Raw genomic sequence first — 22,711 nt, forward strand, 5'->3', positions numbered from 1 at the left:
AATACTACTTCCCGTAGAATACTGTGGTGCGATCGCCCCAATCCCCTGTCCTGTCCATTAATGGGCTCATTAAGGATGTAGGTCCGCTTTCCAGCCTGGACGGGAAAATGCTCCGGGTGGTGGGCGGCATCTCACTCGTCGCCGAGCGCGGGCAGGTCACGGCACTGCTGGGCGCCAACGGTGCAGGCAAAACCACCACCCTCGAATGCGCCCAGGGCCTGCAGAAGCGCAGCGGCGGCAGCATCACCCTGCTGGGCCAGGACCCGGCGTCGGCAGGGGCTGACCTGCGTTCCCGCGTAGGTGTCATGCTCCAGGACGGCGGCCTCCCGCCGTCGGCCAGGCCCCTGCCGCTGCTGCGGCACATTGCCGGACTTTACGCGCACCCCTGGCCCGTGGAGGACCTGGTTGAGCGGCTGGGGATCGACGCGTTCGGCCGGACCACTGTCCGGCGGCTCTCAGGCGGCCAGAAACAGCGCCTTGCCCTTGCGGCAGCATTGATCGGCCGGCCGGAAGTCCTGTTCCTCGACGAGCCGAGCGCCGGGCTGGATCCCCAGTCCCGCCAGCTGGTGTTCGAGCTGATCGGCGAACTGCGGGATTCAGGCATGGGGATCATCCTCACGACGCACCTGATGGACGACGCCCAGCGGCTGGCCGACTATGTCTACATCATCGACGGCGGCCGGAACGTCGCCGAAGGGACAGTCCAGGAACTCCTCCAGCGCGGACCCGCCGTGGAGGCGGGCGGGGACCACGTGCGGACCCTCACCTTCGAGGCAAGGCCGGGACTGGACCTGTCCGGGGTGCTGCCCGCCGACGTCGTCATCTCCGAGGAACGGGCCGGCAGCTACACCGCCACCGGCACGCTGACGCCCCGCCACCTTGCGGCCCTGGCGGAGTGGTGGGCCGTCCACGACATCATGCCCGCTTTCATGACCCTGCAGGCGCGTAGCCTTGAAGACGTCTTTCTGGACATTTCGGGAAAGGACCTCCGATGAACGGGACTCCCGCGGGCGCCGCAGGCACCGCTCCCGGCACCGGCGCCGGAGCCCCCGCACGCCAGTCGCCCGCACCCCTGCTGCGCCGCATACTGCTGCAGGGCAGGTACGAAGCGCTGGCAATGCTGCGCAATGGCGAGCAGCTGATCCTTGCCGTGGTGCTGCCGCTGCTGGCGCTGGTTGGCCTGACGGTGACACCCTTCCTGGACGGGCTCGGACCCACCCGCATCGATGCGGCGGTTCCCGGCATCCTTGCCCTCTGTGCCATGTCCACGGCCTTTACCGGGCAGGGCATCGCCACCGGATTCGACCGGCGTTACGGCGTGCTCCGCTTCCTCTCCACCACCCCGCTGGGCCGGGGCGGGCTCATCGCGGGCAAGGTTCTTTCCGTCCTGGTGGTGCTGTGCCTGCAGGTTGCCGTGGTGGCGGGTGCCGGGCTGTCGCTGGGATGGCAGCCGACGGCGGCCGGCTGGATCCCCGGGCTCCTGCTCCTTGCGCTGGGGGCGGCGGCTTTTACTGCCCTGGGCCTCCTGGTGGCCGGAACCGTCCGTCCGGAAGCCACCCTGGCCATCACCAACCTGCTGTGGATCCTCCTGGGGGCCCTCGGCGGAATCGTGATTCCGGCGGAAAGGCTCCCCGCCGGGGCCCAGCAGATCGTTGGGTACCTGCCCTCGGGTGCACTCGGCGAGGCCTTGCGGGACGCCTTCCTGCACGGTGCGGTGAATGGCGCCGCCGCCCTCATACTGGTGCTCTGGACAGTCATTGCCGGCGCAGCAGCAATCCGTTGGTTCAAGTGGAATTGAGATATTCGTGAGTACCGCCTTCCGCCTCCCCGAGTTTGCCGGCCGCCTGGCGTCGCGGCTGCCCCGCACGGTGGACACCAGCGTCCGCCGCCTGGCTGTAGCTTCCCTGATCGGGCAGACCCTGCTGGTGGTCACCGGTGGCGCCGTACGGCTGACTTCGTCCGGCCTGGGCTGTCCCACCTGGCCCCGCTGCACGGACAATTCCCTGGTGAACACCCCCGAGATGGGCATCCACGGCTTCATCGAATTCGGCAACCGCCTCCTCACTTTCGCCCTGGCCGCCGTCGCCGCTTTGATGCTGGTGTATCTGTGGAACCTCCGCAAGGAGCGGCGCGACCTCTTCCTGCTTGCACTGGGCCTCCTGGCCAGCATCCCCGCCCAAGCCGTAATCGGCGGCATCACCGTCCTCACCAACCTAAACCCCTGGGTAGTCGGACTTCACTTCCTGGTATCCATGGCACTGGTGGTGTTCGCCACGCTGCTCGTGAACCGCGCCTACGGGCGCACCGGGCGGTTTCTGGCCGTACGCCACCCCGCCCTGCCGGGAGCCCTGCGCCCCGTGACGGCCGCCGTCGCGCTTTTTTCTGCCCTCGCCGTCATGCTGGGCGTCGTGGTAACCGGAGCCGGTCCGCACGCAGGTGATGCCGACGCTCCCCGCAACGGCCTCGACTGGGATCTGTTCTCCCACATCCATGCCATCCCTGCGTACATGATCACCGCCGGGACCCTAGTGGCCCTGGCCGTGGTGCTGATGCGCCGGATCCGGGGACCGTTCCGGACTGCCGTGCTGGCGCTCCTGGGCGTCACGGTGCTGCAGGCGGTCATCGGTTTCACCCAGTACTACAACGGCATCCCGGTACTGCTGGTGGCCGCCCACATGCTGGGGGCCGCGCTGCTCATGGGGGCTGCCACCAATGCCTGGGACGTGGCCAGGTCGAGCCCGGTGGAGTAGGTCCACACTGCCAGACGCGGAGCGCCCCGGTTCGTTACGATCCGGGGCGCTCGTGCGTTCACGACGCTCTCTCACTTCCCGCAGGAAAGTGGCACATGCTCTCTCACATGCGGCAGTCTTTTTGCCCAAGCCCTCCTGCAGTCGATGGGGAGGAAAAACAAGCCCTTTCTCACCTCACGAGCTGGTCATGAGGTCAGGAAGGGCTTGGCAGGTGAGAGATGGCGATCCGGAATACCCGGGAACTGATAGGGCGTGGGAGCAGAACCAGCAGTAAGTGATAGAGCGTCGTGGGTCAGCCGGCCACGATGGCGGGCCCGATGAACGGGTCGACTGCCAGGGCGATGAAGAGCAGGGTGAGGTAGCTGATGGAGCCGTGGAAGACCTTCATGGCCCGCTTGTCGGAGATGTCCTCACGCTGTGCCCTGCTGTAAAGGGCGTGTGACTCGTAAAGGAACCAGGCGCCGGCCAGGACGGCGGTGACGGTGTAGACCCAGCCGGCACCGCCCGCGGGAACCATCAGGAGCGAGCACGCCACCATGGCCCAGGCGTAGAGGACCACCTGCACGGAGACCACTTTGGCGCCGGCGATGGCGCCCAGCATGGGGACTTTGGCGTTGCGGTAGTCCTCGCCGTAGCGCATGGACAGCGGCCAGTAGTGCGGCGGCGTCCAGAGGAAGATCACCATGAAGAGGATGACGGCGGGCCAGTCCACCGAGTTGGTGACCGCGGCCCAGGCAATCAGCACCGGGAAGCAGCCCGCCGCTCCGCCCCACACGATGTTCTGCGCGGTGCGGCGCTTGAGGATCATCGTGTAGACCACCACGTAGAAGAAGATCGCCCCAAGGCCAAGCCACGCGGACAGCGGGTTGGCGCCGAACCAGAGGATGGCGATGGCCGCGGCGCCGAGGAGCCAGGAGAAGACCAGTGCCTCGCGCGGCGTGACCTCGCCGGTGACCAGCGGCCGGTTCTCCGTCCGGTGCATGAGCTTGTCGATGTCGCGGTCGATGTAGCAGTTGAAGGCTCCGGCGCTGCCGGCAGCAAAGGCCCCGCCGACCAGCGTGGCAAGGATGAGCCCGATGGCCGGAAAGCCGCGTTCCGCATAAATCATGGTGGGCAACGTGCTGACCAGGAGCAGTTCAATGACGCGGGGCTTGGTGAGGGCGAGATACGCCTTTGCCTTACGGGCGATCCCGGCCCGTGAGGCCCGGGATGCGTTCAGCGGCGTATCTGTTGTGCTCACGGTGGCGGTCACCCGTTCTGTTGGCAGTTCTGTCTGGCTGTCCAGCTAGTCATGCGGCCCGGTCCAACCGGGCGCCCGCGGAACAGTGATCCACGCAACAGCCGGGAGTGCGGGCGGCTGGAATTATTCCCCGACCCGGCGCTGGCCTCCGAATATCATACCGCGCCGGCCCGCTCCCAACGGCCCTCCATTTGGTGCTGGTGATTGCTCGCGCACCGATTCGAGCAGATTAACTCAACCTCACTTCAGACGCATTCATATAAGCGGAAATTGCGTCCACAACGTGAGATTTACGCCGCCCAAAGGGTGGAATAGAGCTAAGCTGTCACAAGATCAGCACGCAGCAAGGAAGCAGTGGAAAACGCATTCCCCGACTGGCCAGTGGCTGAGTGAAAAGATCAACGTTTCGATGGTGAACGGCTGGTACACACCGAGCGGGCGCCACACAGCGTGCCTTTGTACGGATCCCGTGTGCCGCCTGCCATCAGCACAGAGAGGGGCCCGGTTTTCGTGCCACATTTGGAAGAGCAAGAACTGTCTTGGACCAGCCTGGACCAGCGCGCGGTGGACACCATCCGCGTGCTGGCCGCCGACGCGGTGGAGAAGGTGGGCAACGGCCACCCCGGAACGGCCATGAGCCTCGCGCCGGCCGCATACCTTCTTTTCCAGAAGCTGATGCGCCATGATCCCCGCAACCCTGACTGGCTGGGCCGTGACCGCTTCATCCTCTCCCCCGGCCACACCTCGCTCACCCTCTACATCCAGTTGTTCCTTTCCGGCTACGGCCTGGAACTGAAGGACCTGCAGGCACTGCGCACCTGGGGCTCACTGACCCCCGGCCACCCTGAGTACAAGCACACCGCAGGCGTCGAGATCACCACCGGCCCGCTGGGCCAGGGCCTGGCGTCCTCCGTCGGGTTCGCCTACTCCCAGCGCCGCCAGCGCGGACTGTTCGACGCCGACGCTCCCGCCGGCGAGAGCCCGTTCGACCACACCATCTGGGTCATCGCCTCCGACGGCGACCTGCAGGAAGGCGTCACGGCCGAGGCTTCCTCGCTGGCCGGCCACCAGGAGCTCGGCAACCTCGTTGTTGTCTACGATGAGAACCACATCTCCATTGAGGACGATACCGACATCGCCTTCACCGAGGATGTCCTGAAGCGCTACGAGGCCTACGGCTGGCATGTCCAGCGCGTGGACTGGACCAAGACCGGCGAATACAAGGAGGACGTGCAGGAGCTGTACTCCGCACTCCTCGCTGCCAAGGCCGAGACGTCCAAGCCCTCGATCGTCTCCCTGCGCACCATCATCGGCTACCCCGCACCCAAGAAGCAGAACACCGGAAAGATCCACGGTTCCGCCCTGGGGTCCGAAGAAGTCGCGGCCCTGAAGGAAGTCCTGGGCTTTGACCCGGCCAAGTCCTTCGACGTCGACCAGGACGTCCTTGCCCACGCCCGCGCCGTCGTCGACCGCGGCGCCGCTGCCCGCAAGGAGTGGGAGGAGTCCTTCAACGCCTGGCAGGCCGCCAACCCCGAAGGCGCCGCCCTGCTGCAGCGCATCGAAGCCAAGGAACTTCCCGAAGGCCTTGACTCAGCGCTTCCGGTGTTCCCTGCCGGCAAGGACGTCTCCACCCGCGCCGCCTCGGGCAAGGTCCTGAATGCCCTGGGCCCGGTCCTGCCGGAACTGTGGGGCGGCTCGGCCGACCTCGCGGAGTCGAACAACACCACCATTGAGGGCTCGCCGTCGTTCGTTCCCGCCTCCAAGCAGACTGACGCGTGGTCCGGCAACCCGTACGGCCGGGTCCTGCACTTCGGCATCCGCGAGCACGCCGCCGCATCGATCGTGAACGGCATCAGCCTGCACGGCCGCACGCGTGCGTTCTCCGGAACGTTCCTGATCTTCAGCGACTACCAGCGTCCGGCCATCCGCCTCGGCGCACTGATGGGTGTCCCGTCCCTGTACGTCTGGACGCACGACTCCATCGGACTGGGCGAAGACGGACCCACGCACCAGCCGGTGGAGCAGCTGGCCTCGCTGCGCGCCATCGTTGGGCTGGACGTTGTCCGTCCCGGTGACGCCAATGAAGTCGCCGTTGCGTGGAAGACCATGCTGGAGAACCACAGCAACCCTGCCGGCATCGTGCTGACCCGCCAAAACATCCCCACCTGGGAGCGCGGCGAAGGCGAGGCCGACGGCGACACGTTCGGTTCCGTTGCGGGCGTCGCGAAGGGCGGATACGTCCTGGCCGAGGCCGCCAAGGACGGCGCCACCGTTCCGGCCGACGTCATCCTCATCGCCACCGGCTCCGAGGTCCAGCTGGCCGTACAGGCCCGCGAAGCCCTGCAGGCCGAGGGCATCGCCGCGCGCGTCGTCTCCATGCCCTGCGTTGAATGGTTCAACAAACAGGACGCCGCCTACCGCGAATCCGTCCTGCCCGCCGCCGTGAAGGCACGCGTGTCCGTTGAAGCAGGACTGGCCCTGGGCTGGAAAGAATTCGTCGGCGACGCCGGCCGTTCCATCAGCCTCGAGCACTACGGCGCTTCCGCAGACTACAAGCGCCTCTTCCAGGAGTTCGGCATCACCGCGGCAGCAGTTGCCGCGGCCGCCAAGGACTCCCTCGCCAGCCTCCAGGCATAACCCCAATTTTCGAGGAGATAAACACCATGACCACTCCCACCCAGCAGCTCTCCGACGCCGGAGTCTCCATCTGGCTTGACGACCTTTCCCGCGGGCGCCTGGAAACCGGCACCCTGGCCAAGCTCATCGAAGAGAAGAACGTGGTTGGCGTAACCACCAACCCGTCAATCTTCCACGCAGCCATCACCGCCGGCACGGACTACGACGCCACCATCGCGAAGCAGGCAGCAGCCGGCGCCAGCGTCGAGGACACCATTTTCGAGATCACCACCACCGACGTCGCCGACGCCTGCGACCTGTTCGCACCGGTCGCGGCAGCCACCAAGGGAGTCGACGGACGGGTGTCCATCGAGGTTGACCCGCGGCTGGCCTGGGACACGGCAGGCACCATCGCGGAAGCCAAGCACCTGTACAAGCGCGTTAACAAGGACAACGTCCTCATCAAGATCCCGGCCACCCTCGAGGGCCTGGAAGCGATCACCGCCACCCTGGCCGAGGGCATCAGCGTCAACGTGACCCTGATCTTCTCGCTCGAGCGCTACCGCGCAGTCATCAACGCCTTCCAGTCCGGCCTGGAGCAGGCAAAGGAAAACGGCCACGACCTCTCCAAGATCCACTCCGTCGCTTCGTTCTTCGTTTCCCGCGTGGACTCCGAGATCGACAAGCGCCTCGACGCCCTGGGCACCGACGAAGCCAAAGCGCTCAAGGGCAAGGCCGGCCTGGCCAACGCCCGCCTGGCCTACCAGGTCTACGAGGAACTCTTCGCCACCGAACGCTGGGCCCTGCTGGCCGAAGCCGGCGCACTCCCCCAGCGCCCCCTGTGGGCCTCCACCGGCGTCAAGGATCCGGCCTACCCGGACACCCTGTACGTCACCGAACTCGTGGCCCCGGGCGTCGTGAACACCATGCCCGAGAAGACGCTGGACGCCACTTTCGACCACGGTGTGGTCACCGGGGACACCGTGACCGGCACCTACGGCGAGGCTAACGCCACCCTCGATGCCCTCGAAAAGCTCGGCATCTCCTACAACGACGTCGTCGCAATCCTTGAATCCGAAGGCCTGGACAAGTTCGTGGCCAGCTGGAAGGAACTGCTCGGCGACGTCGAGGGCGCCCTCGCCTCTGCACGGAAGGCTTCCTAACCCACCATGAGCACACTCAGCTACGAAGCCAGCGGTGCCGCGCAGCAGGCACTCGAACAGCACCTTCCCGCCCTGGTGGAGGACCGGATCGCCACCCGGATCTTCGCGAAGGACCACACACTGTGGGGTCCCGACGCCGAGGCAGAGTCCGCCATCCGCCTCGGCTGGGTGGAGGCGGCCACCGTCTCGCAGCCGCTGGTCAAGGAGATCCTCGAACTCCGGGACGCCCTCCGGTCCGAGGGCGTGACCCGCATCGTGCTTTGCGGCATGGGCGGATCCTCGCTGGCTCCGGAGGTCATCGCCGGTACCGCCGGCGTCGGGCTGACTGTGCTGGACAGCACGGACCCGGACCAGGTCCGTGCTGCCCTGGCGGACCGGCTGGCGGAAACCGCCATTGTGGTTTCCTCCAAGTCCGGCTCGACCGTTGAAACCGACTCCCAGCGGAGGGTCTTCGAAAAGGCGTTTAACGACGCCGGCATCGATGCCGCCAGCCGGATCATCATCGTCACGGACCCGGACTCGCCGCTGGACAAGGCATCCCGCGAAGCCGGGTACCGCGCCGTCTTCAACGCCGACCCCAATGTCGGCGGCCGCTTCTCCGCCCTGACCGCCTTCGGACTGGTGCCTTCGGGCCTGGCCGGAGTGGACATCCAGGCGTTCCTGGACGAGGCCGAGGAAGCAGCGGAAATCCTGAACGAGGATGCTCCTGAGAACATCGGGCTGGCTCTCGGAACCGCGCTGGGCGGAACCAGCCCGCTGCGCAACAAGGTTGTCATCGCCGAGGACGGCTCCGGGATTGTTGGCTTCGCGGACTGGGCCGAGCAGCTCATCGCCGAGTCCACAGGCAAGCTCGGCACAGGCGTCCTGCCCGTAGTGGCCCGCCCTGACTCGCCCGAGGTGACCTCCGGCGCCGACGACGTTCTGGTGGTACGGCTGGTGGCCGCCGATGCCGATGTCGAACTCGGGGAGAATGAAGTGGCCATCGCCGGCGGACTTCCCACCCAGATGATGGTGTGGGAGTTCGCCACTGCCGTGGCCGGCCGCCTGCTGGGCATCAACCCGTTCGACCAGCCTGACGTCGAGGCCGCCAAGGTGGCAGCGCGCGGCCTGCTGGACGCACAGCCCGAGCCCACGCCGGCGGCTTTCGTTGACGGCGCCATCGAGGTCCGCGGCGGAGACTGGCTCGGCAGCGCGGCAACGGCCGAAGAGGCAGTGCGCGCACTGCTGGATACCCTCCGGCCGGACAGCTACCTCAGCGTCCAGGCCTACTTCGACCGCCTTGCGTTCTCGCAGCTCGAAGGTGTCCGCGACGAGCTTGCAGCCGTCACCGGCCGGCCCGTGACATTCGGCTGGGGACCGCGCTTCCTGCACTCCACCGGGCAGTTCCACAAGGGCGGACCGGCCATCGGGGTGTTCCTCCAGGTCACAGCTGCTTCGGCGGAAGACGTCGCCATCCCGGAGCGCCCCTTCACCTTCGGGGAACTCATCGCCGCCCAGGCCGCGGGCGACGCGCAGGTCCTCGAAGGGCACGGCCGGCCCGTGCTGCGCCTGCACCTGACCGACCGTGCCGCCGGTGTGGCACAGTTGCAGGACATCATTGCTGCGCTGTCCGCCAGGTCAGCCTCCGTTACCGAAAGCTAAGGCACAGAAGCAACATGCCAGAAACTGAATACGGCAGGACGCCGGGGACGCGTTCCGGGAGAACGCTGCGGAACCCGCTCCGCGACCCGCGTGACCGCCGCCTGAACCGGATCGCCGGTCCGTCATCACTGGTGCTCTTCGGAGTGACCGGTGACCTCGCCCGCAAAAAGCTCATGCCGGCCGTGTACGACCTCGCCAACCGCGGGCTGTTGCCGCCCAGCTTCGCGTTGGTGGGTTTCGGACGCCGGGAATGGACTGATGAGGATTTCGCCGGTCAGGTCAAGGCTTCCGTGCAGTCCTATGCGCGCACCCCCTTCGACGAGGCCGTCTGGAACCAGCTTTCCGAGGGCATCCGCTTTGTCCAGGGAGAGTTCGACGACGACGACGCCTTCGAGCGGCTGGGTGAAGTCATCGATGAGCTTGATGAGCTGCGCGGTACCCGCGGCAACCACGCTTTCTACCTCTCGATCCCGCCCAAGGCCTTCGAGCAGGTATGCCGGCAGCTGTCCAAGCACGGCCTGGCGCAGGCTGACGGTGACAAGTGGCGCCGTGTGGTGATTGAGAAGCCGTTCGGGCACGACCTCGAGTCGGCCCGGCAGCTGAACGACATCGTGGAATCGGTGTTCCCGCCGGACGCGGTGTTCCGGATCGACCACTACCTGGGCAAGGAGACGGTCCAGAACATCCTGGCGCTTCGCTTCGCGAACCAGCTGTTCGAGCCGTTGTGGAACGCGAACTATGTGGACCACGTCCAGATCACCATGGCCGAGGACATCGGCACCGGGGGCCGGGCGGGATATTACGACGGCGTGGGCGCGGCCCGCGATGTGATCCAGAACCACCTGCTGCAGCTGCTGGCGCTGACCGCGATGGAGGAGCCCATCTCCTTCAACGCCGATGACCTGCGCGCCGAGAAGGAAAAGGTCCTTGCCGCCGTCAAGCTCCCGGAGGATCTGTCCACGCATTCAGCGCGCGGCCAGTTCACCGGCGGGTGGCAGGGCGGCGAACAAGTCCAGGGCTACCTGGAGGAAGAGGGCATCCCCGCGGACTCCACCACGGAGACCTTCGCCGCGATCCGGGTGGACATCCACACCCGCCGGTGGTCCGGCGTCCCGTTCTACCTCCGCGCCGGAAAGCGCCTTGGCCGCCGCGTCACCGAAATCGCCGTTGTGTTCAAGCGTGCGCCCAACCTGCTGTTCCGCGACCACGCCGAGGACGACTTCGGCCAGAACGCCGTGGTGATCCGCGTCCAGCCCGACGAAGGCGTGACCATCCGGTTCGGCTCCAAGGTCCCCGGCACCCAGATGGAAGTCCGGGACGTGACCATGGACTTCGGCTACGGCCACTCCTTCACCGAATCCAGCCCGGAGGCCTACGAGCGGCTGATCCTGGACGTGCTCCTGGGCGAGCCGCCGCTCTTCCCGCGGCATGAGGAAGTGGAGCTGTCCTGGAAGATCCTCGACCCGTTCGAGGAATACTGGGCCACCCTGGACGAACAGCCCCAACCCTACGCCCCGGGCAGCTGGGGCCCCGCCTCGGCTGACGAGCTGCTGGCCCGTGACGGACGAACCTGGAGAAGGCCATGATCGTAGACCTGCCGGACACCACAACCTCCGCTGTGTCCAAGAAGATCATGTCCCTGCGCGAGCAGGGCGGCGTGATTGCCCTTGGCCGGGTGCTCACCCTCGTGGTGGTCACCAAGTCCGGGCTTGAGGAAGAAGCAATCGAGGCCGCCAACGAGGCCAGCCGCGAGCACCCTTGCCGGATCATCGTCCTGGCCGACGCCGGTGCTTCGGCACCGGACCGCCTGGACGCCCAGATCCGGGTCGGCGGTGACGCCGGCGCATCCGAGGTGATCGTGCTGCGCGGCTACGGCGAGCTCGCGCACGAAAGCGAATCCCTGGTAGCCGCGCTGCTGCTCCCGGACGCACCGATCGTGGCCTGGTGGCCGCACGGCGCGCCGAAAAACGCGTGCGAAACCTCCATCGGGAGAATCGCCCACCGCCGGATCACCGACTCCGCGAATGAGCCGGATCCACAGCGCGCGCTGGAGAACATCCGGTCCACCTACAAGGCAGGAGATACGGACCTCGCCTGGACGCGCCTGACCAACTGGCGGATCCAGCTCGCGGCCGTCCTGGACCAGGTGGACTCCTCCCCCGTCACGGCCGTCGCGGTCGAAGGGGCCTCGGACTCCCCGAGCACCATCCTGCTGGCAGCCTGGCTGACCCTTACCCTGGACGCGCCCGTGACCATCGTCGCTGACCCGGCAGGTACGGGCATCCGCCGGGTCCGGCTCTCCCGGCCCGGTGGTGACATCCAGCTCTTCCGGCCTGGCCTGTCCGTCGCCGAACTGACGCAGCCCGGCCAGCCCGCCCAGCGCATTTCGCTGCCCCGGCGCAGCCTGCGGGACTGCCTTGCCGAGGAACTGCGGCGTTTGGACCCGGACGAGGTGTTTGGGGAAGTGATTACTATGGGACTGCCACGTACCAATCTAAGGAGCGTCCGACCCAGTGAGCGTTGACCCAAGAGTAAGCATCCATCCTGATTCGTCCGTCCTGATGGCCGCCATCGCGGCCCGCCTGATCACCAAGCTTGTTGATGTGCAGGACAAGTTCGGCGAGGCCACCGTGGTGCTGACCGGGGGAACCGTGGGTATCGGCACGCTAAAGGCAGTTGCGGACTCCCCGGCCGCGCCGGCGGTCGATTGGTCAAAGGTGAATTTCTGGTGGGGCGACGAGCGGTTCCTCCCCGCCGGGGACCCGGACCGGAATACGAAGCAGGCATCCGAGGCCCTGCTGTCGCATATCCCCGTGGACCCTGAACGGATCCACGAACCGGGTTCCGCGGATGACTTCGGCACTCCGGAAGAAGCCGCCGAGGATTATGCCCGGCGGTTACGGGAAGCAGCAGCCGCCGAGCACGCTGCCGACATGTCCGACGACCGGCCGGAGGAGCCGTCCGCGCTGCCGCGCCTGGACGTCGTCCTGCTGGGAGTCGGTCCGGATGCGCACGTCGCGTCGCTGTTCCCGGAGCAGGCCGGCATCCGTGAGAAGGAACGCACTGTGGTGGGGGTCAGGAACTCGCCAAAACCGCCGCCCCTGCGGGTATCCCTGACGCTGCCGGCCATCAATACCGCCTCCGAGGTGTGGATGGTGGTGGCAGGCGAGGACAAGGCCGGCGCCGTGGGTCTGGCACTGGCAGGCGCCAATCCCGTCCAGGTCCCGGCCGCAGGACCACGGGGCACGTCCCGGACCCTGTGGCTTATCGACGAAAACGCGGCCTCACGTGTCCCCCAGCAGCTGGTCCGGAAGGACGCCGCGGGCGCGTAGTCTTTCCAGCGCTCCGGCCAGGACATCTTCGGCGTCCTGGTCGGAGCGCCGCTCTTTAACGTACTCAAGGTGGCTTTTATAGCCGTCGTCCAAGGCGTCGGCGGCTGCTGCCTGGCCATCCCGCGATGCCGGGCCGCCGCACGTCCGGCAATCCCAGGCCAGCGGGATCTGGTCCTCGGGGAGTTTAAGGAATACCGGGGTAGTTTCGTGGCCCTTCGCGCACCAGTATGAGACCCGGACGCGCGGCAGCGGCTTCCCATGGTCCTCTGACTCGAAGCTGAAACCCGTTCCTTCCGTGACGCCCGCGCGGGTGCCTCGGAAGCCTGACGACGGATGAATCATCGGGACTCCTGCCTGTTAAACAGAACTGTGGCTGTCGGGAACCGACAGCCACAGTTTAGTTGGCAGACCTGTGCGGCGGCAGTCTCCGCCACGGCACTTTCCGCGAATCAGGTAATCAGGAGTCTCCGCCGCCGCTGAACCGCATGATCAGTCCCAGCGCGATGATGACGATGCCCCACGTCACCCCAAGCACCACCGTGAACCTGTTCAGGTTGCGTTCGGCGACACCCGACGAGCTGAGGCCTGAGCTCATGCCGCCTCCGAACATGTCCGACATCCCGCCGCCCCTGCCCTTGTGGAGGAGGATGAGCAGCGTCAGCAGGAGGCTGGTGATGCCCAGGAGGATCTGCAGAATGACATGAAGAACGTCCACGACGGCCTTTCGGGAAGTTGGGGATTGCGGGAGTTGAGCGGACGGACTAGTCCGTCACCAAGTGACTCTCGAACCTGACAATATTAGCAAACTCGGCAGGATCCAAGCTTGCCCCGCCGACCAGCAGGCCGTCCACGTCGCGTTCCTTGAGGATTGCGGCGGCATTGTTGGCCTTCACCGAACCGCCGTAGAGGAGCCGTGTCCTGGCTGCAACATCGGCGCCGAACAGCGTCTCGAGCTCAGCGCGGATGGCGGCGCACATCTCCTGCGCGTCTTCAGGTCCGGCTACTTCGCCGGTACCGATAGCCCACACAGGTTCGTAGGCGACGACCAGTTCGGCCGCCTGTTCGCCGCTAAGTCCGTCCACGCCGGCCCGAAGCTGCGCCAGGGTGTGGCTGACGTGGGTACCGGCCTGGCGGATCTCGAGGCCTTCACCGACGCAGAGCACGGGCGTGATGGCGTGCTTGAAGGCCGCCTTGACCTTGGCGTTGAGGACGTCGTCGGATTCGTTGTGGATGGTGCGGCGCTCACTGTGGCCCACCAGGACGTACTTGCAGCCCAGCTTGTTGAGGAACTGGCCCGAGATGTCACCGGTGTACGCTCCCGAGTCGAACTGGGAGAGGTCCTGTCCGCCGTAGGCAATGTCCAGGTCGTCGCCCTGGACTAGGGTCTGGACGCCGCGGAGATCCGTGAAGGGGGGAAAAACAGCAACTTCAACCCGGCTGTAGTCGTGCTTGGCGTCCGAGAGGGTCCATGCGAGCTTCTGCAGGAGGGTGATGCCCTGCACGTGGTCCATATTCATTTTCCAGTTGCCCGCGATGAAGGGCTTGCGGTCGAAAGCGCCGTTCGTTGACGTAGTCACGTATTCTCCAAAAAAGTTCTTGATATGTGTACGGCCGGCAGGTTGCCGCGGGGCAACCTGCCGGCCGGAGGGACTTGAAGGGTCAGGTACTGCTGCCGGAAAGGCGTTAGCGGTCGAGGACGCTGAGTCCCGGGAGTTCCTTGCCTTCGAGGTATTCCAGGCTTGCGCCTCCACCAGTGGAGATGTGTCCGAACTGGTCGTCAGCGAAGCCAAGCGTGCGTACGGCCGCAGCAGAGTCCCCGCCGCCCACCACGGTGAACGCTTCGGTCTCGGTCAGGGCCTGTGCGATGGCGCGTGTCCCGGCGGAGAAGGCTTCGAATTCAAAGACCCCCATCGGACCGTTCCAGAAGACCGTCTTTGCACCCTTGATTCGCTCGGCGAATGCTGCCGCGGACTCCGGCCCGATGTCCAGGCCGATGCCCTGGGCCCCGAAGCTGCTGCCTTCGATGTTGTCCGCAGGGACGGTCTCGTGTGCGGCATCGGCAGCGAACTTCTCCGCCACCACGACGTCCGTGGGCACCACGAATTCAGTGCCGGCACCGGCAGCGCGCTTGAGGTAGTCCTGGACCACCGGGATCTGGTCTTCCTCGAGCAGGCTGGAGGCGACCTTGTGCCCGGCCGCGGCGAGGAAGGTGAACAGCATCCCGCCGCCCACCAGGATGGTGTCGGCCTTGCCCAGCAGGTTGTCGATGACTGCCAGCTTGTCGGAGACCTTGGAGCCGCCGAGGACCACCACATAGGGGCGCTGGGTGTCCGCCGTCAGCTTGCGCAGGACCTCCACCTCGGTGTGCACGAGGTCGCCAAGGTAGGACGGAAGGCGGGTGGCGACGTCGTAAACACTGGCGTGCTTGCGGTGGACCGCTCCGAAGGCATCGTCCACGTAGGCGCCGTTGCCGCCCGTCAGGGCGACCAGTTCATCCGCGAAGGCGCCGCGCTCGGCGTCGTCCTTGCTGGTTTCGCGGGCATCGAAGCGCACGTTCTCCAGGACGAGCACTTCGCCGTCCTGCAGGGATGCTGCTGCTTCCTTGGCGGCACTGCCGACAATGTCGGCGGCAAGGGTGGCCTTGAACCCGGCCAGCTCAGCCAGGCGGGCTACTGCGGGCCGAAGGGAGTACTTTTCCTCAGGTGCGCCCTTGGGGCGTCCGAGGTGGGCTGTTACCAGCACGCGGGCACCGGCGTCCGTGAGCTTTGACAGCACTGGCAGGGAGGCCTTGATGCGGCCGTCGTCAGTGACTGTAGAGCCGTCGAGCGGCACATTCAGGTCACTTCGAACCAGAATGTACCGCCCGCGGACACCTTCAGCGAGAAGTTCGTTGAGGGTGTGAGATGTCATGTGTCTAACCCTAGCCCAGCTTGGCTGCCACAAGCTCCGTGAGGTCTACGAGGCGGTTTGAGTAGCCCCATTCGTTGTCATACCAGGAAACAACCTTGACCTGGTTGCCAATTACCTTGGTCAGGCCGGAGTCGAAGATGGAGGAGGCGGGGTCGCCAACGATGTCGGAAGAAACGATCGGCTCATCCGTGTAGGTGAGGAAGCCCTGCAGTTCCTCGGACTCGGCGGCCCGCTTGAGGGCGGCGTTGACTTCCTCCACGGTGGTCTCGCGGGAGACCGTGACCGTGAGGTCGGTGGCTGAACCGGTGGGGACCGGGACGCGGATGGCGTAGCCGTCCAGCTTGCCCTTGAGCTCGGGCAGCACCAGGCCGATGGCCTTGGCTGCACCGGTGGACGTCGGCACCATGTTGATGGCCGCGGCGCGCGCACGGCGCAGGTCGTTGTGCGGGCCGTCCTGGAGGTTCTGGTCCGCGGTGTAGGCGTGCACGGTGGTCATGAGGCCGCGCTCGATGCCGAACTCGTCGTTGATGACCTTCGCCAGCGGGCCGAGGCAGTTGGTGGTGCATGAAGCGTTGGAGATGATGTGGTGCGTCGCATTGTCGTACAGGCCGTGGTTTACGCCCATCACAATGGTGATGTCCTCGTCGGACGCCGGGGCGGAGATCAGGACCTTCTTGGCGCCTGCATCAATGTGCTTCTGTGCAGCGGCGGCCTTGGTGAAGAAGCCGGTGGACTCGATGACGATGTCAACGCCCAGTTCCCCCCACGGGAGGTTAGCGGGATCGCGCTCGGCGAGGACCTTGACGACGTTGCCGTTGACGACGATGTTGCCGTCCTTGACCTCGATGGTTTCCTTCAGGCGGCCGCCGACGGAGTCGTACTTGAAGAGGTGTGCGAGTGCCTCGGGGCTGGTGAGGTCGTTGACTGCAACGATCTCCAGGTCTGCGCCCTGCGCAAGTGCTGCACGGAAGTAGTTGCGGCCAATACGGCCAAAGCCGTTGATACCAATACGGGTCGTCACTTTTTCAGTCTCCTTGGTGCTTTCAGAAGCACAACTAGTTGAGCGGGCTATCAAGCCAACTAACAGATCCCGCACGCCATTGGGCAGAGATGATTTACATACGGAGGGCGACCAGCCTCATTGCTGAAGGCTAACCGCCTTCCGTGACCTATCTTACGTTTAACTGGGTCCGCCCCCGCAACTGCGGGGGCGGACCGTCCACATCCCGGCCGTTATATGTCCGAAATGTGAACTTTGTTACACCGTGGTGCATGAACGCTCTACGGGACGGTGATGAGTCCCGTGGCGCTGGTGCGCGCTGCCTCGAACCGCTTGGCGACGTCGGCCCAGTTCACGATGTTCCAGAACGCCTTGACGTAGTCGGCCTTCACGTTGACGTAGTCCAGGTAGAAGGCGTGCTCCCACATGTCCAGCATCAGCAGCGGGGTGGTGCCGAGCGCAACGTTGCCCTGCTGGTCGTACAGCTGCTCGATGACCAGGTTCCCGCCGATGGGCTCGTAGGCGAGGAAACCCCAGCCGGACCCCTGCAGTCCCAGTGCCGCCGCGGAGAACTGGGCGCGGAACGCGTCGAACGAGCCGAACGCGTCATCGATGGCCGCCGCGAGTTCACCTTCGGGCTTGTCGCCGCCGTCCGGGGAGAGGTTGTTCCAGAACACCGAGTGGTTGATGTGGCCGCCGGTGTGGAAGGCGAGGTCCTTGGAGAGCCGGTTGATGTTGGCGAAGTCGCCCTTCTCCCGTGCTTCGGCCAGCTGGGCCAGTGCGTTGTTGGCGCCGGCCACGTAGGCCGCATGGTGCTTGCTGTGGTGCAGCTCCATGATCCGCGCGGAAATGTGCGGCTCCAGGGCGGCGTAGTCGTAGCTGAGTTCGGGCAATACGTACTCGGTCACAAAATCCTCCAAAATCGTGGACATTCGGTCCGGTTGGTAACTCTCGGATTGTGCATCCGGGCGGCGCGCGCCCGGAATCATTTTTGATTCTATGGGGCTGTCACTCGTCCAGCATTTCAGGCGTCACATTGGCGTCCGTCCCCGGGATGCCCAGGTCCAGCGCACGTTTGTCCGCCATAGCCAGCAATCGGCGGATCCTCCCGGCAATCGCGTCCTTGGTCATTACCGGGTCCGCGAGGCGGCCGAGCTCGTCCAGGCTGGCCTGTTTGTGCGCCACCCGCAGTTCCCCGGCGTACTTCAGGTGCTCCGGCACGTCGTCGCCGAGGATTTCCAGGGCCCGGTCCACGCGCGCCCCTGCTGCTACGGCTGCCTGGGCAGAGCGCCGGAGGTTAGCGTCGTCGAAGTTGGCCAGCCGGTTGGCGGTGGCACGCACCTCCTTGCGCATCCGCCGTTCCTCCCAGACCATCAGGGCGTCGTGGGCGCCCATGCGGGTCAGCAGCGCCGCAATGGTGTCACCGTCCCGGATGACCACCCGGTCCACGCCGCGGACTTCGCGGGCTTTCGCCTGGATGTCCAGCCGGCGCGCCGCGCCCACGAGGGCCAGCGCCGATTCCGGGCCGGGGCACGTAACCTCAAGCGACGATGAGCGCCCCGGCTCGGTCAGCGAGCCGTGCGCCAGGAAAGCCCCTCGCCACACCGCTTCGGCGTCGGCGGCTGAGCCGTTGACGACGGCGGACGGCAGCCCGCGCACGGGGCGGCCGCGGCCATCGAGGAGGCCTGTCTGGCGGGCCAGCGCCTCGCCGTCGCGCACCACCCGGACCACGTAGCGGCTGGCGCGCCGCAGTCCCCCGGCAGAAACGACGATGATCTCGCTCTGGTGGCCATAGACTTCGGCGATTGCTGCCCGGAGGCGCCGCGCGGTGGACGCGAGATCCACCTCGGCCTCGATGACGATCCGGCCGGAGATGATATGCAGCCCGCCCGCGAAGCGGAGCATGGCGGATACCTCGGCCTTGCGTACTGATGACTTCTTGATGTCCAGACGGGACAGTTCTTCTTTGACCGATGCTGTCAGTGCCATGGCACCTTCCTAACTGTTCCCAAAAACGTCGTGGTACGCCGTCGCCAGACGCAGGGGGTCGTGGACGGGACGGCGGCCCGACGCCCTTACTTTACCCAAGACCACCTCGGCGCCGATCATCCCGGCGGCTTTCTCGAACTCCTGCCGGTCAGGGACGGATGCGGGATCTGCCAGGACAACGTCCACGCTGAACCCGGGGGCGTATCTTCGCAGCACGTCAAGGTGGTCCGCGGCGGTCATGCCGGAGGTTTCCTTGGTGTCCGTGGCCAGGTTCATGGTGAGGCAGCGCTTCGCCGGCGTCCGGCACAGTGCATCCCGCATCTCGGGCAGGAGGAGGTGCGGCAGCACGGAGGTGTACCAGGAGCCCGGGCCCAGGATGACCCAGTCCGCGAGCTCGATCGCAGTAAGTGCTTCAACGCAGGCGGGGGCGGCTTCGGGCTGGAGCCGCACCTCTTCCAGGGAACCCGCTACCGCGCAGCGCGCCTGGCCCCGGATGGTGCGCAGGGCGGAACCGCCGTCAGGGGCGGTGATCCGGACGTCACCTTCGATAGTGAGCGGCACGGTGGACATGGGCAGGACCTGGCCGCGTGCTCCAAGGAGCGCGCCTGCCCACTTGAGCCCGGCGACGGCGTCGCCCAGCAGTTCCCAGAGGGTCACGATCAGCAGGTTGCCCATGGCATGTTCGTCCAGGGAACCGCCCGGGCCCTTGCCGGGACGGAACCGGTGCTGCATGACGTCCCGCCAGGTGCGTCCCCAGTCGGTGTCGTCACACAGCGCGGCCAACGCCATGCGCAGGTCGCCCGGCGGCAGGACCCCGTACTCCTCGCGCAGGCGCCCGGAGGAGCCGCCGTCGTCCGCTACCGTCACCACCGCCGTCAGGTCAGAGGTGAGGAGGCGCAGGGCGGACAGCGACGCCGACAGGCCGTGGCCGCCGCCCAGGGCAACTACCTTGGGGCCTTTGTTCTGCTGGCCGCCCGCTGCCCCGGCGGGCGGAACCAGCGGCAGGGCCCCGGTGAAAAGCGACATTACTCCCGGCCCAGATCCCGGTGCGTGGTGGTCACCGTGACTCTGGGGAACTGTGCCAGTTTCTTGGAAAGCTCGACGGCGACGGCCACCGAGCGGTGCTTTCCGCCCGTGCAGCCCACGGCGATGGTGGCGTAGTGCTTGTTCTCGCGGCGGTAACCGTCCAGGACGGGCTCCAAGGCCATGACATAGCGGTCCACGAAGTTCTTGACTCCTTCCGCCTCCAGCACGTAGTCGCTGACATCCTTGTCCAGCCCGGTGTGCGGGCGCAGCTGGGGCACCCAGTGCGGGTTGGGGATGAACCGGACGTCCGCAACGTAGTTGGCGTCCACGGGCAGGCCGTACTTGAAGCCGAAGCTCATGATGTTCAGCCGCAGGGCCACCGGCCCCGTTTCACTGAAGAGTTCGGTAATGGCGGTGGCAAGGCCGTGGACGTTATAGCCGGAGGTGTCCAGGACGACGTCGGAGCTGTCGCGCAGTTCCTGGAGCAGCTCCCGTTCGGCGGCGATGCCGTCGAGGATGCGGCCGCCGGCCTGCAGCGGGTGCGGCCGGCGCCCTTGTTCGAACCGCCGGACCAGGACGTTGTCGCTGGCGTCCAGGAAGAGCACCCGGAAAGCCACCCCGCTGGAGGCCAATGCTCCCAGCGCGGCCCGGATATCGGCGAACAGTCCCTTGCTGCGGACGTCGATGACCACCGCCAGCCGGGGAATGGACTGCGGTGCATGGGACACAAGGTCGGCCAACGTTCCGAGCATCTGCGGCGGAAGGTTTTCCACGACGTACCAGCCATGGTCCTCCAGCGCGTCGGCGGCTGTGCTCCGCCCGGCTCCGGACATTCCGGTGACCACCAGCAGCTCCGCTTCGAGGGGCTTGACGGGCTGCAGCCCGCCCTCCCCGGCCCCGGATTCCGCCGTCGTCTCTGCCATTAAGTCCGCCCCGTTCCTGTTGTTGTCCAGCAGGCTGCCGCGTTGGCGGAAACCCCGTTCATTACCCTAGCCAAGTTTCAGGGGACTCCGCTAAGTTTCGATGATTTCGCCGGTGGTCATGTTGATGGCAGGGACCGCTGCAGCTTCCGGTCCGTCCGGCGCGAAGTGGTTCACGATGGCAACGGCAAGGGCAGGGCCGATACCCTTCGCCTGGGACAGCTCGGCGGCCGAGGCGGCCTTGACGCCCTTCACGGAACCAAAGTGGGCCAGCAGGGCTTTCCGCTTGGAGGCACCCAGCCCCGGCACACCGTCCAGGGCGGAGACGGTCATGGCCTTCCCCCGCTTTTGCCGGTGGAACGAAATGGCGAAGCGGTGGGCTTCGTCACGGATCCGCTGCAGCAGGTACAGCCCCTGGGATGTCCTGGGAAGGATGACCGGGAAGTCGCTGTCCGGCAGCCACACTTCCTCGAGCCGCTTGGCCAGGCCCACCACATAGACATCGTCAATGCCGAGATCGGCGAGGGCACGCGCTGCGGCGTTGACCTGGGGCTTGCCGCCGTCCACCACCACCAGGTTGGGCGGGTAGGCGAACTTGGCCCGCGGTGCAGGCGTGGTGGTATCCAGCAGGCCGGCCTGCGCTTCCTGTTCCTGTTCAGGCCCCTCTTCGAGCCCCACTGGGGCGCCGGCCAGGGCAGCCTCACCCACCTGCGCAGACTTGTCCTGCAGGTAGTGGCGGAACCGGCGGGTGAGGACGTCATGCATCGCGGCGGTGTCGTCCGCCGCTGCCGGTCCGGTGACGGAAAACTTCCGGTAATCCGATTTCTTGGGCAGCCCGTCCTCCACCACCACCATGGAGGCCACCACGTTGGTGCCTTGGACGTGCGAGACGTCGAAGCACTCGATCCGCAGCAGCGGCACGGGCAGGTCCAGCGCCTCCTGGAGTTCCTGCAATGCCTGCGACCTGACGGTGAGGTCCCCGGCGCGCCGGGTCTTGTGCAGCTTCAGGGCGTGCTCGGCATTCTCGCGCACCGTGGACATCAACGCGGCCTTGTCCCCGCGCTGCGGGACCCGGATATCAACCTTTGCCCCCCGCAGCCCGCCCAGCCACAGCGCCAATTCCTCGGTATTGCTGGGGGCCACGGGGACCAGGACCTCCCGCGGCAGCCTGCCATGGCTGTCGCCGTCCTCGCCGTACACCTGCTGCAGGAGATGCTCCACGAGGTCCGGGGTGGTGGAATCCTCCACCTTTTCAACCACCCAGCCACGCTGGCCGCGGATGCGCCCGCCGCGGACATGGAACACCTGGACCGCGGCTTCCAGTTCGTCTTCGTGCAGGGCGAAGATATCGGCGTCGGTGTCCTCCGCGAGGACCACGGCGTTGCGCTCAAACACTTTCCGCAGGGCGGTGATGTCATCGCGGACCCGGGCAGCGCGCTCGTAGTCAAGCTCGGCTACTGCTTCCGCCATCTGCTTTTCCAGCTTCGCGATGAAGCGCTTGGCCTCGCCTCCCATGAAGGCGCAGAAGTCCTCTGCCAGTGCCTGGTGGTCTTCCGGGGAGATCCTTCCCACGCATGGGGCGGAGCATTTATCGATATAGCCCAGGAGGCAGGGCCGGCCGCTGGCCTCGGCGCGCTTGAACACTCCGGCGCTGCAGCTGCGTACCGGAAAGACGCGCAGCAGGGTATCCATGGTCTCCCGGATGGCGCCTGCCGTGTAGGGGCCGAAGTAGCGGGTGCCTTTCCTCTTGTCGCCGCGCATCACTTGGACTCGGGGATACTTCTCGCCTATCGTGACGGCCAGGTAGGGGTAGGTCTTATCGTCACGGAACACCACGTTGAACCGCGGCTTGAATTCCTTGATCCAGGTGTATTCCAGCTGCAGCGACTCCAGTTCGCTGCCCACCACCGTCCACTCAACGCTGCTGGCCGCGTGGACCATGGCATAGGTCTTGGGCAGCAGGCCGGCAGGGTTGGCAAAGTAGGAGTTCAGCCGGGAACGGAGGCTCTTCGCCTTGCCTACATAGATGACGCGGCCGTGCGCATCACGGAAGCGGTACACCCCCGGGTTGGTGGGAATCTCTCCCGTCTTGGGCCGGTAACTTGCTGGATTTGCCACCTATCC

The 22,711-nt window shown here is 66.2% G+C and carries 20 protein-coding genes; 9 read left to right on the forward strand and 11 right to left on the reverse strand.

The window, feature by feature from the left end; genetic code table 11:
- The first annotated feature begins 26 nt into the window (after positions 1 to 26).
- Genes Q9R30_RS09730 through Q9R30_RS09740 form a run of 3 tightly spaced genes read left to right on the forward strand, consistent with a single transcriptional unit; the run spans position 27 to position 2,750 of the window.
- Positions 27 to 995, forward strand: coding sequence for an ABC transporter ATP-binding protein (locus Q9R30_RS09730; protein ID WP_104997915.1), 969 nt, complete (start codon positions 27 to 29; stop codon positions 993 to 995).
- Positions 992 to 1,798: an ABC transporter permease gene (locus Q9R30_RS09735; RefSeq protein WP_311217457.1), complete on the forward strand. Its 807-nt coding sequence runs from the start codon at positions 992 to 994 to the stop codon at positions 1,796 to 1,798. The genes Q9R30_RS09730 and Q9R30_RS09735 overlap by 4 nt, the downstream gene beginning before the upstream one ends.
- A gap of 7 nt (positions 1,799 to 1,805) precedes the next feature.
- Positions 1,806 to 2,750 (forward strand): heme A synthase, encoded by a 945-nt coding sequence (locus Q9R30_RS09740; protein WP_104997914.1) that lies wholly within the window; start codon positions 1,806 to 1,808, stop codon positions 2,748 to 2,750.
- Between the two features lie 292 nt (positions 2,751 to 3,042).
- Here the strand turns inward: Q9R30_RS09740 and Q9R30_RS09745 are convergent, their stop codons facing one another.
- Entirely contained in the window at positions 3,043 to 4,002 is a 960-nt protein-coding gene (locus Q9R30_RS09745; RefSeq protein WP_104997913.1) for a heme o synthase, read from the reverse strand.
- Positions 4,003 to 4,509: 507 nt separating this feature from the next.
- Between Q9R30_RS09745 and tkt the strand changes: the two genes are divergently transcribed.
- Genes tkt through pgl form a run of 6 tightly spaced genes read left to right on the forward strand, consistent with a single transcriptional unit; the run spans position 4,510 to position 12,742 of the window.
- Positions 4,510 to 6,627, forward strand: a complete 2,118-nt coding sequence (gene tkt / locus Q9R30_RS09750; protein ID WP_311217471.1) for a transketolase — start codon at positions 4,510 to 4,512, stop codon at positions 6,625 to 6,627.
- A 26-nt stretch (positions 6,628 to 6,653) separates the two neighbouring features.
- Positions 6,654 to 7,769, forward strand: coding sequence for a transaldolase (tal, locus tag Q9R30_RS09755; protein WP_104997912.1), 1,116 nt, complete (start codon positions 6,654 to 6,656; stop codon positions 7,767 to 7,769).
- 6 nt (positions 7,770 to 7,775) lie between these two features.
- Positions 7,776 to 9,410 (forward strand): glucose-6-phosphate isomerase, encoded by a 1,635-nt coding sequence (locus tag Q9R30_RS09760; protein WP_311217458.1) that lies wholly within the window; start codon positions 7,776 to 7,778, stop codon positions 9,408 to 9,410.
- Positions 9,411 to 9,424: 14 nt separating this feature from the next.
- Positions 9,425 to 10,996 carry a glucose-6-phosphate dehydrogenase gene (zwf, locus tag Q9R30_RS09765; RefSeq protein WP_104997910.1) on the forward strand — a complete coding sequence of 524 codons (1,572 nt, stop codon included), beginning with the start codon at positions 9,425 to 9,427 and terminating at the stop codon, positions 10,994 to 10,996.
- Positions 10,993 to 11,934, forward strand: coding sequence for a glucose-6-phosphate dehydrogenase assembly protein OpcA (locus Q9R30_RS09770; RefSeq protein WP_104997909.1), 942 nt, complete (start codon positions 10,993 to 10,995; stop codon positions 11,932 to 11,934). Before zwf ends, Q9R30_RS09770 begins: the two co-directional genes overlap by 4 nt.
- Entirely contained in the window at positions 11,924 to 12,742 is an 819-nt protein-coding gene (gene pgl, locus Q9R30_RS09775) for a 6-phosphogluconolactonase (RefSeq protein WP_104997908.1), read from the forward strand. Before Q9R30_RS09770 ends, pgl begins: the two co-directional genes overlap by 11 nt.
- Here the strand turns inward: pgl and Q9R30_RS09780 are convergent.
- From Q9R30_RS09780 to uvrC, 10 genes are all read right to left on the reverse strand, one after another.
- Positions 12,695 to 13,084 carry an RNA polymerase-binding protein RbpA gene (locus Q9R30_RS09780; protein ID WP_104997907.1) on the reverse strand — a complete coding sequence of 130 codons (390 nt, stop codon included), beginning with the start codon at positions 13,082 to 13,084 and terminating at the stop codon, positions 12,695 to 12,697. The genes pgl and Q9R30_RS09780 overlap by 48 nt on opposite strands.
- A gap of 115 nt (positions 13,085 to 13,199) precedes the next feature.
- Positions 13,200 to 13,457, reverse strand: coding sequence for a preprotein translocase subunit SecG (gene secG / locus Q9R30_RS09785; RefSeq protein ID WP_104997906.1), 258 nt, complete (start codon positions 13,455 to 13,457; stop codon positions 13,200 to 13,202).
- A gap of 46 nt (positions 13,458 to 13,503) precedes the next feature.
- The gene (gene tpiA / locus Q9R30_RS09790; protein ID WP_104997905.1) at positions 13,504 to 14,319 is read right to left on the reverse strand and encodes a triose-phosphate isomerase; all 816 of its coding nucleotides are present in this window, start codon (positions 14,317 to 14,319) and stop codon (positions 13,504 to 13,506) included.
- Positions 14,320 to 14,425: 106 nt separating this feature from the next.
- Positions 14,426 to 15,652, reverse strand: a complete 1,227-nt coding sequence (locus Q9R30_RS09795; RefSeq protein WP_104997904.1) for a phosphoglycerate kinase — start codon at positions 15,650 to 15,652, stop codon at positions 14,426 to 14,428.
- 10 nt (positions 15,653 to 15,662) lie between these two features.
- Positions 15,663 to 16,673 carry a type I glyceraldehyde-3-phosphate dehydrogenase gene (gene gap / locus Q9R30_RS09800; RefSeq protein WP_311217459.1) on the reverse strand — a complete coding sequence of 337 codons (1,011 nt, stop codon included), beginning with the start codon at positions 16,671 to 16,673 and terminating at the stop codon, positions 15,663 to 15,665.
- A gap of 260 nt (positions 16,674 to 16,933) precedes the next feature.
- The gene (locus Q9R30_RS09805; RefSeq protein WP_104999731.1) at positions 16,934 to 17,560 is read right to left on the reverse strand and encodes a superoxide dismutase; all 627 of its coding nucleotides are present in this window, start codon (positions 17,558 to 17,560) and stop codon (positions 16,934 to 16,936) included.
- Positions 17,561 to 17,660: 100 nt separating this feature from the next.
- Entirely contained in the window at positions 17,661 to 18,641 is a 981-nt protein-coding gene (gene whiA / locus Q9R30_RS09810) for a DNA-binding protein WhiA (protein ID WP_050055346.1), read from the reverse strand.
- 9 nt (positions 18,642 to 18,650) lie between these two features.
- Positions 18,651 to 19,667 (reverse strand): uridine diphosphate-N-acetylglucosamine-binding protein YvcK, encoded by a 1,017-nt coding sequence (gene yvcK / locus Q9R30_RS09815; RefSeq protein ID WP_104997902.1) that lies wholly within the window; start codon positions 19,665 to 19,667, stop codon positions 18,651 to 18,653.
- Positions 19,667 to 20,590, reverse strand: coding sequence for an RNase adapter RapZ (rapZ, locus tag Q9R30_RS09820; protein WP_104997901.1), 924 nt, complete (start codon positions 20,588 to 20,590; stop codon positions 19,667 to 19,669). Before rapZ ends, yvcK begins: the two co-directional genes overlap by 1 nt.
- A gap of 90 nt (positions 20,591 to 20,680) precedes the next feature.
- Positions 20,681 to 22,705 carry an excinuclease ABC subunit UvrC gene (gene uvrC, locus Q9R30_RS09825; protein WP_104997900.1) on the reverse strand — a complete coding sequence of 675 codons (2,025 nt, stop codon included), beginning with the start codon at positions 22,703 to 22,705 and terminating at the stop codon, positions 20,681 to 20,683.
- Between the last annotated feature and the right edge of the window lie 6 nt (positions 22,706 to 22,711).

It is taken from the genome of Arthrobacter sp. AB6 (genome assembly GCF_031844545.1).
Classification (GTDB): Bacteria; Actinomycetota; Actinomycetes; order Actinomycetales; family Micrococcaceae; genus Arthrobacter.

Coding starts and splice junctions, on each gene's coding strand:
- rapZ (WP_104997901.1), bottom strand. CDS start 20,590: ATGGCAGAGACGACGGCGGAATCCGGGGCCGGGGAGGGCGGGCTGCAG.
- Q9R30_RS09760 (WP_311217458.1), top strand. CDS start 7,776: ATGAGCACACTCAGCTACGAAGCCAGCGGTGCCGCGCAGCAGGCACTC.
- Q9R30_RS09780 (WP_104997907.1), bottom strand. CDS start 13,084: ATGATTCATCCGTCGTCAGGCTTCCGAGGCACCCGCGCGGGCGTCACG.
- tal (WP_104997912.1), top strand. CDS start 6,654: ATGACCACTCCCACCCAGCAGCTCTCCGACGCCGGAGTCTCCATCTGG.
- Q9R30_RS09735 (WP_311217457.1), top strand. CDS start 992: ATGAACGGGACTCCCGCGGGCGCCGCAGGCACCGCTCCCGGCACCGGC.
- whiA (WP_050055346.1), bottom strand. CDS start 18,641: ATGGCACTGACAGCATCGGTCAAAGAAGAACTGTCCCGTCTGGACATC.
- zwf (WP_104997910.1), top strand. CDS start 9,425: ATGCCAGAAACTGAATACGGCAGGACGCCGGGGACGCGTTCCGGGAGA.
- yvcK (WP_104997902.1), bottom strand. CDS start 19,667: ATGTCGCTTTTCACCGGGGCCCTGCCGCTGGTTCCGCCCGCCGGGGCA.
- Q9R30_RS09770 (WP_104997909.1), top strand. CDS start 10,993: ATGATCGTAGACCTGCCGGACACCACAACCTCCGCTGTGTCCAAGAAG.
- Q9R30_RS09795 (WP_104997904.1), bottom strand. CDS start 15,652: ATGACATCTCACACCCTCAACGAACTTCTCGCTGAAGGTGTCCGCGGG.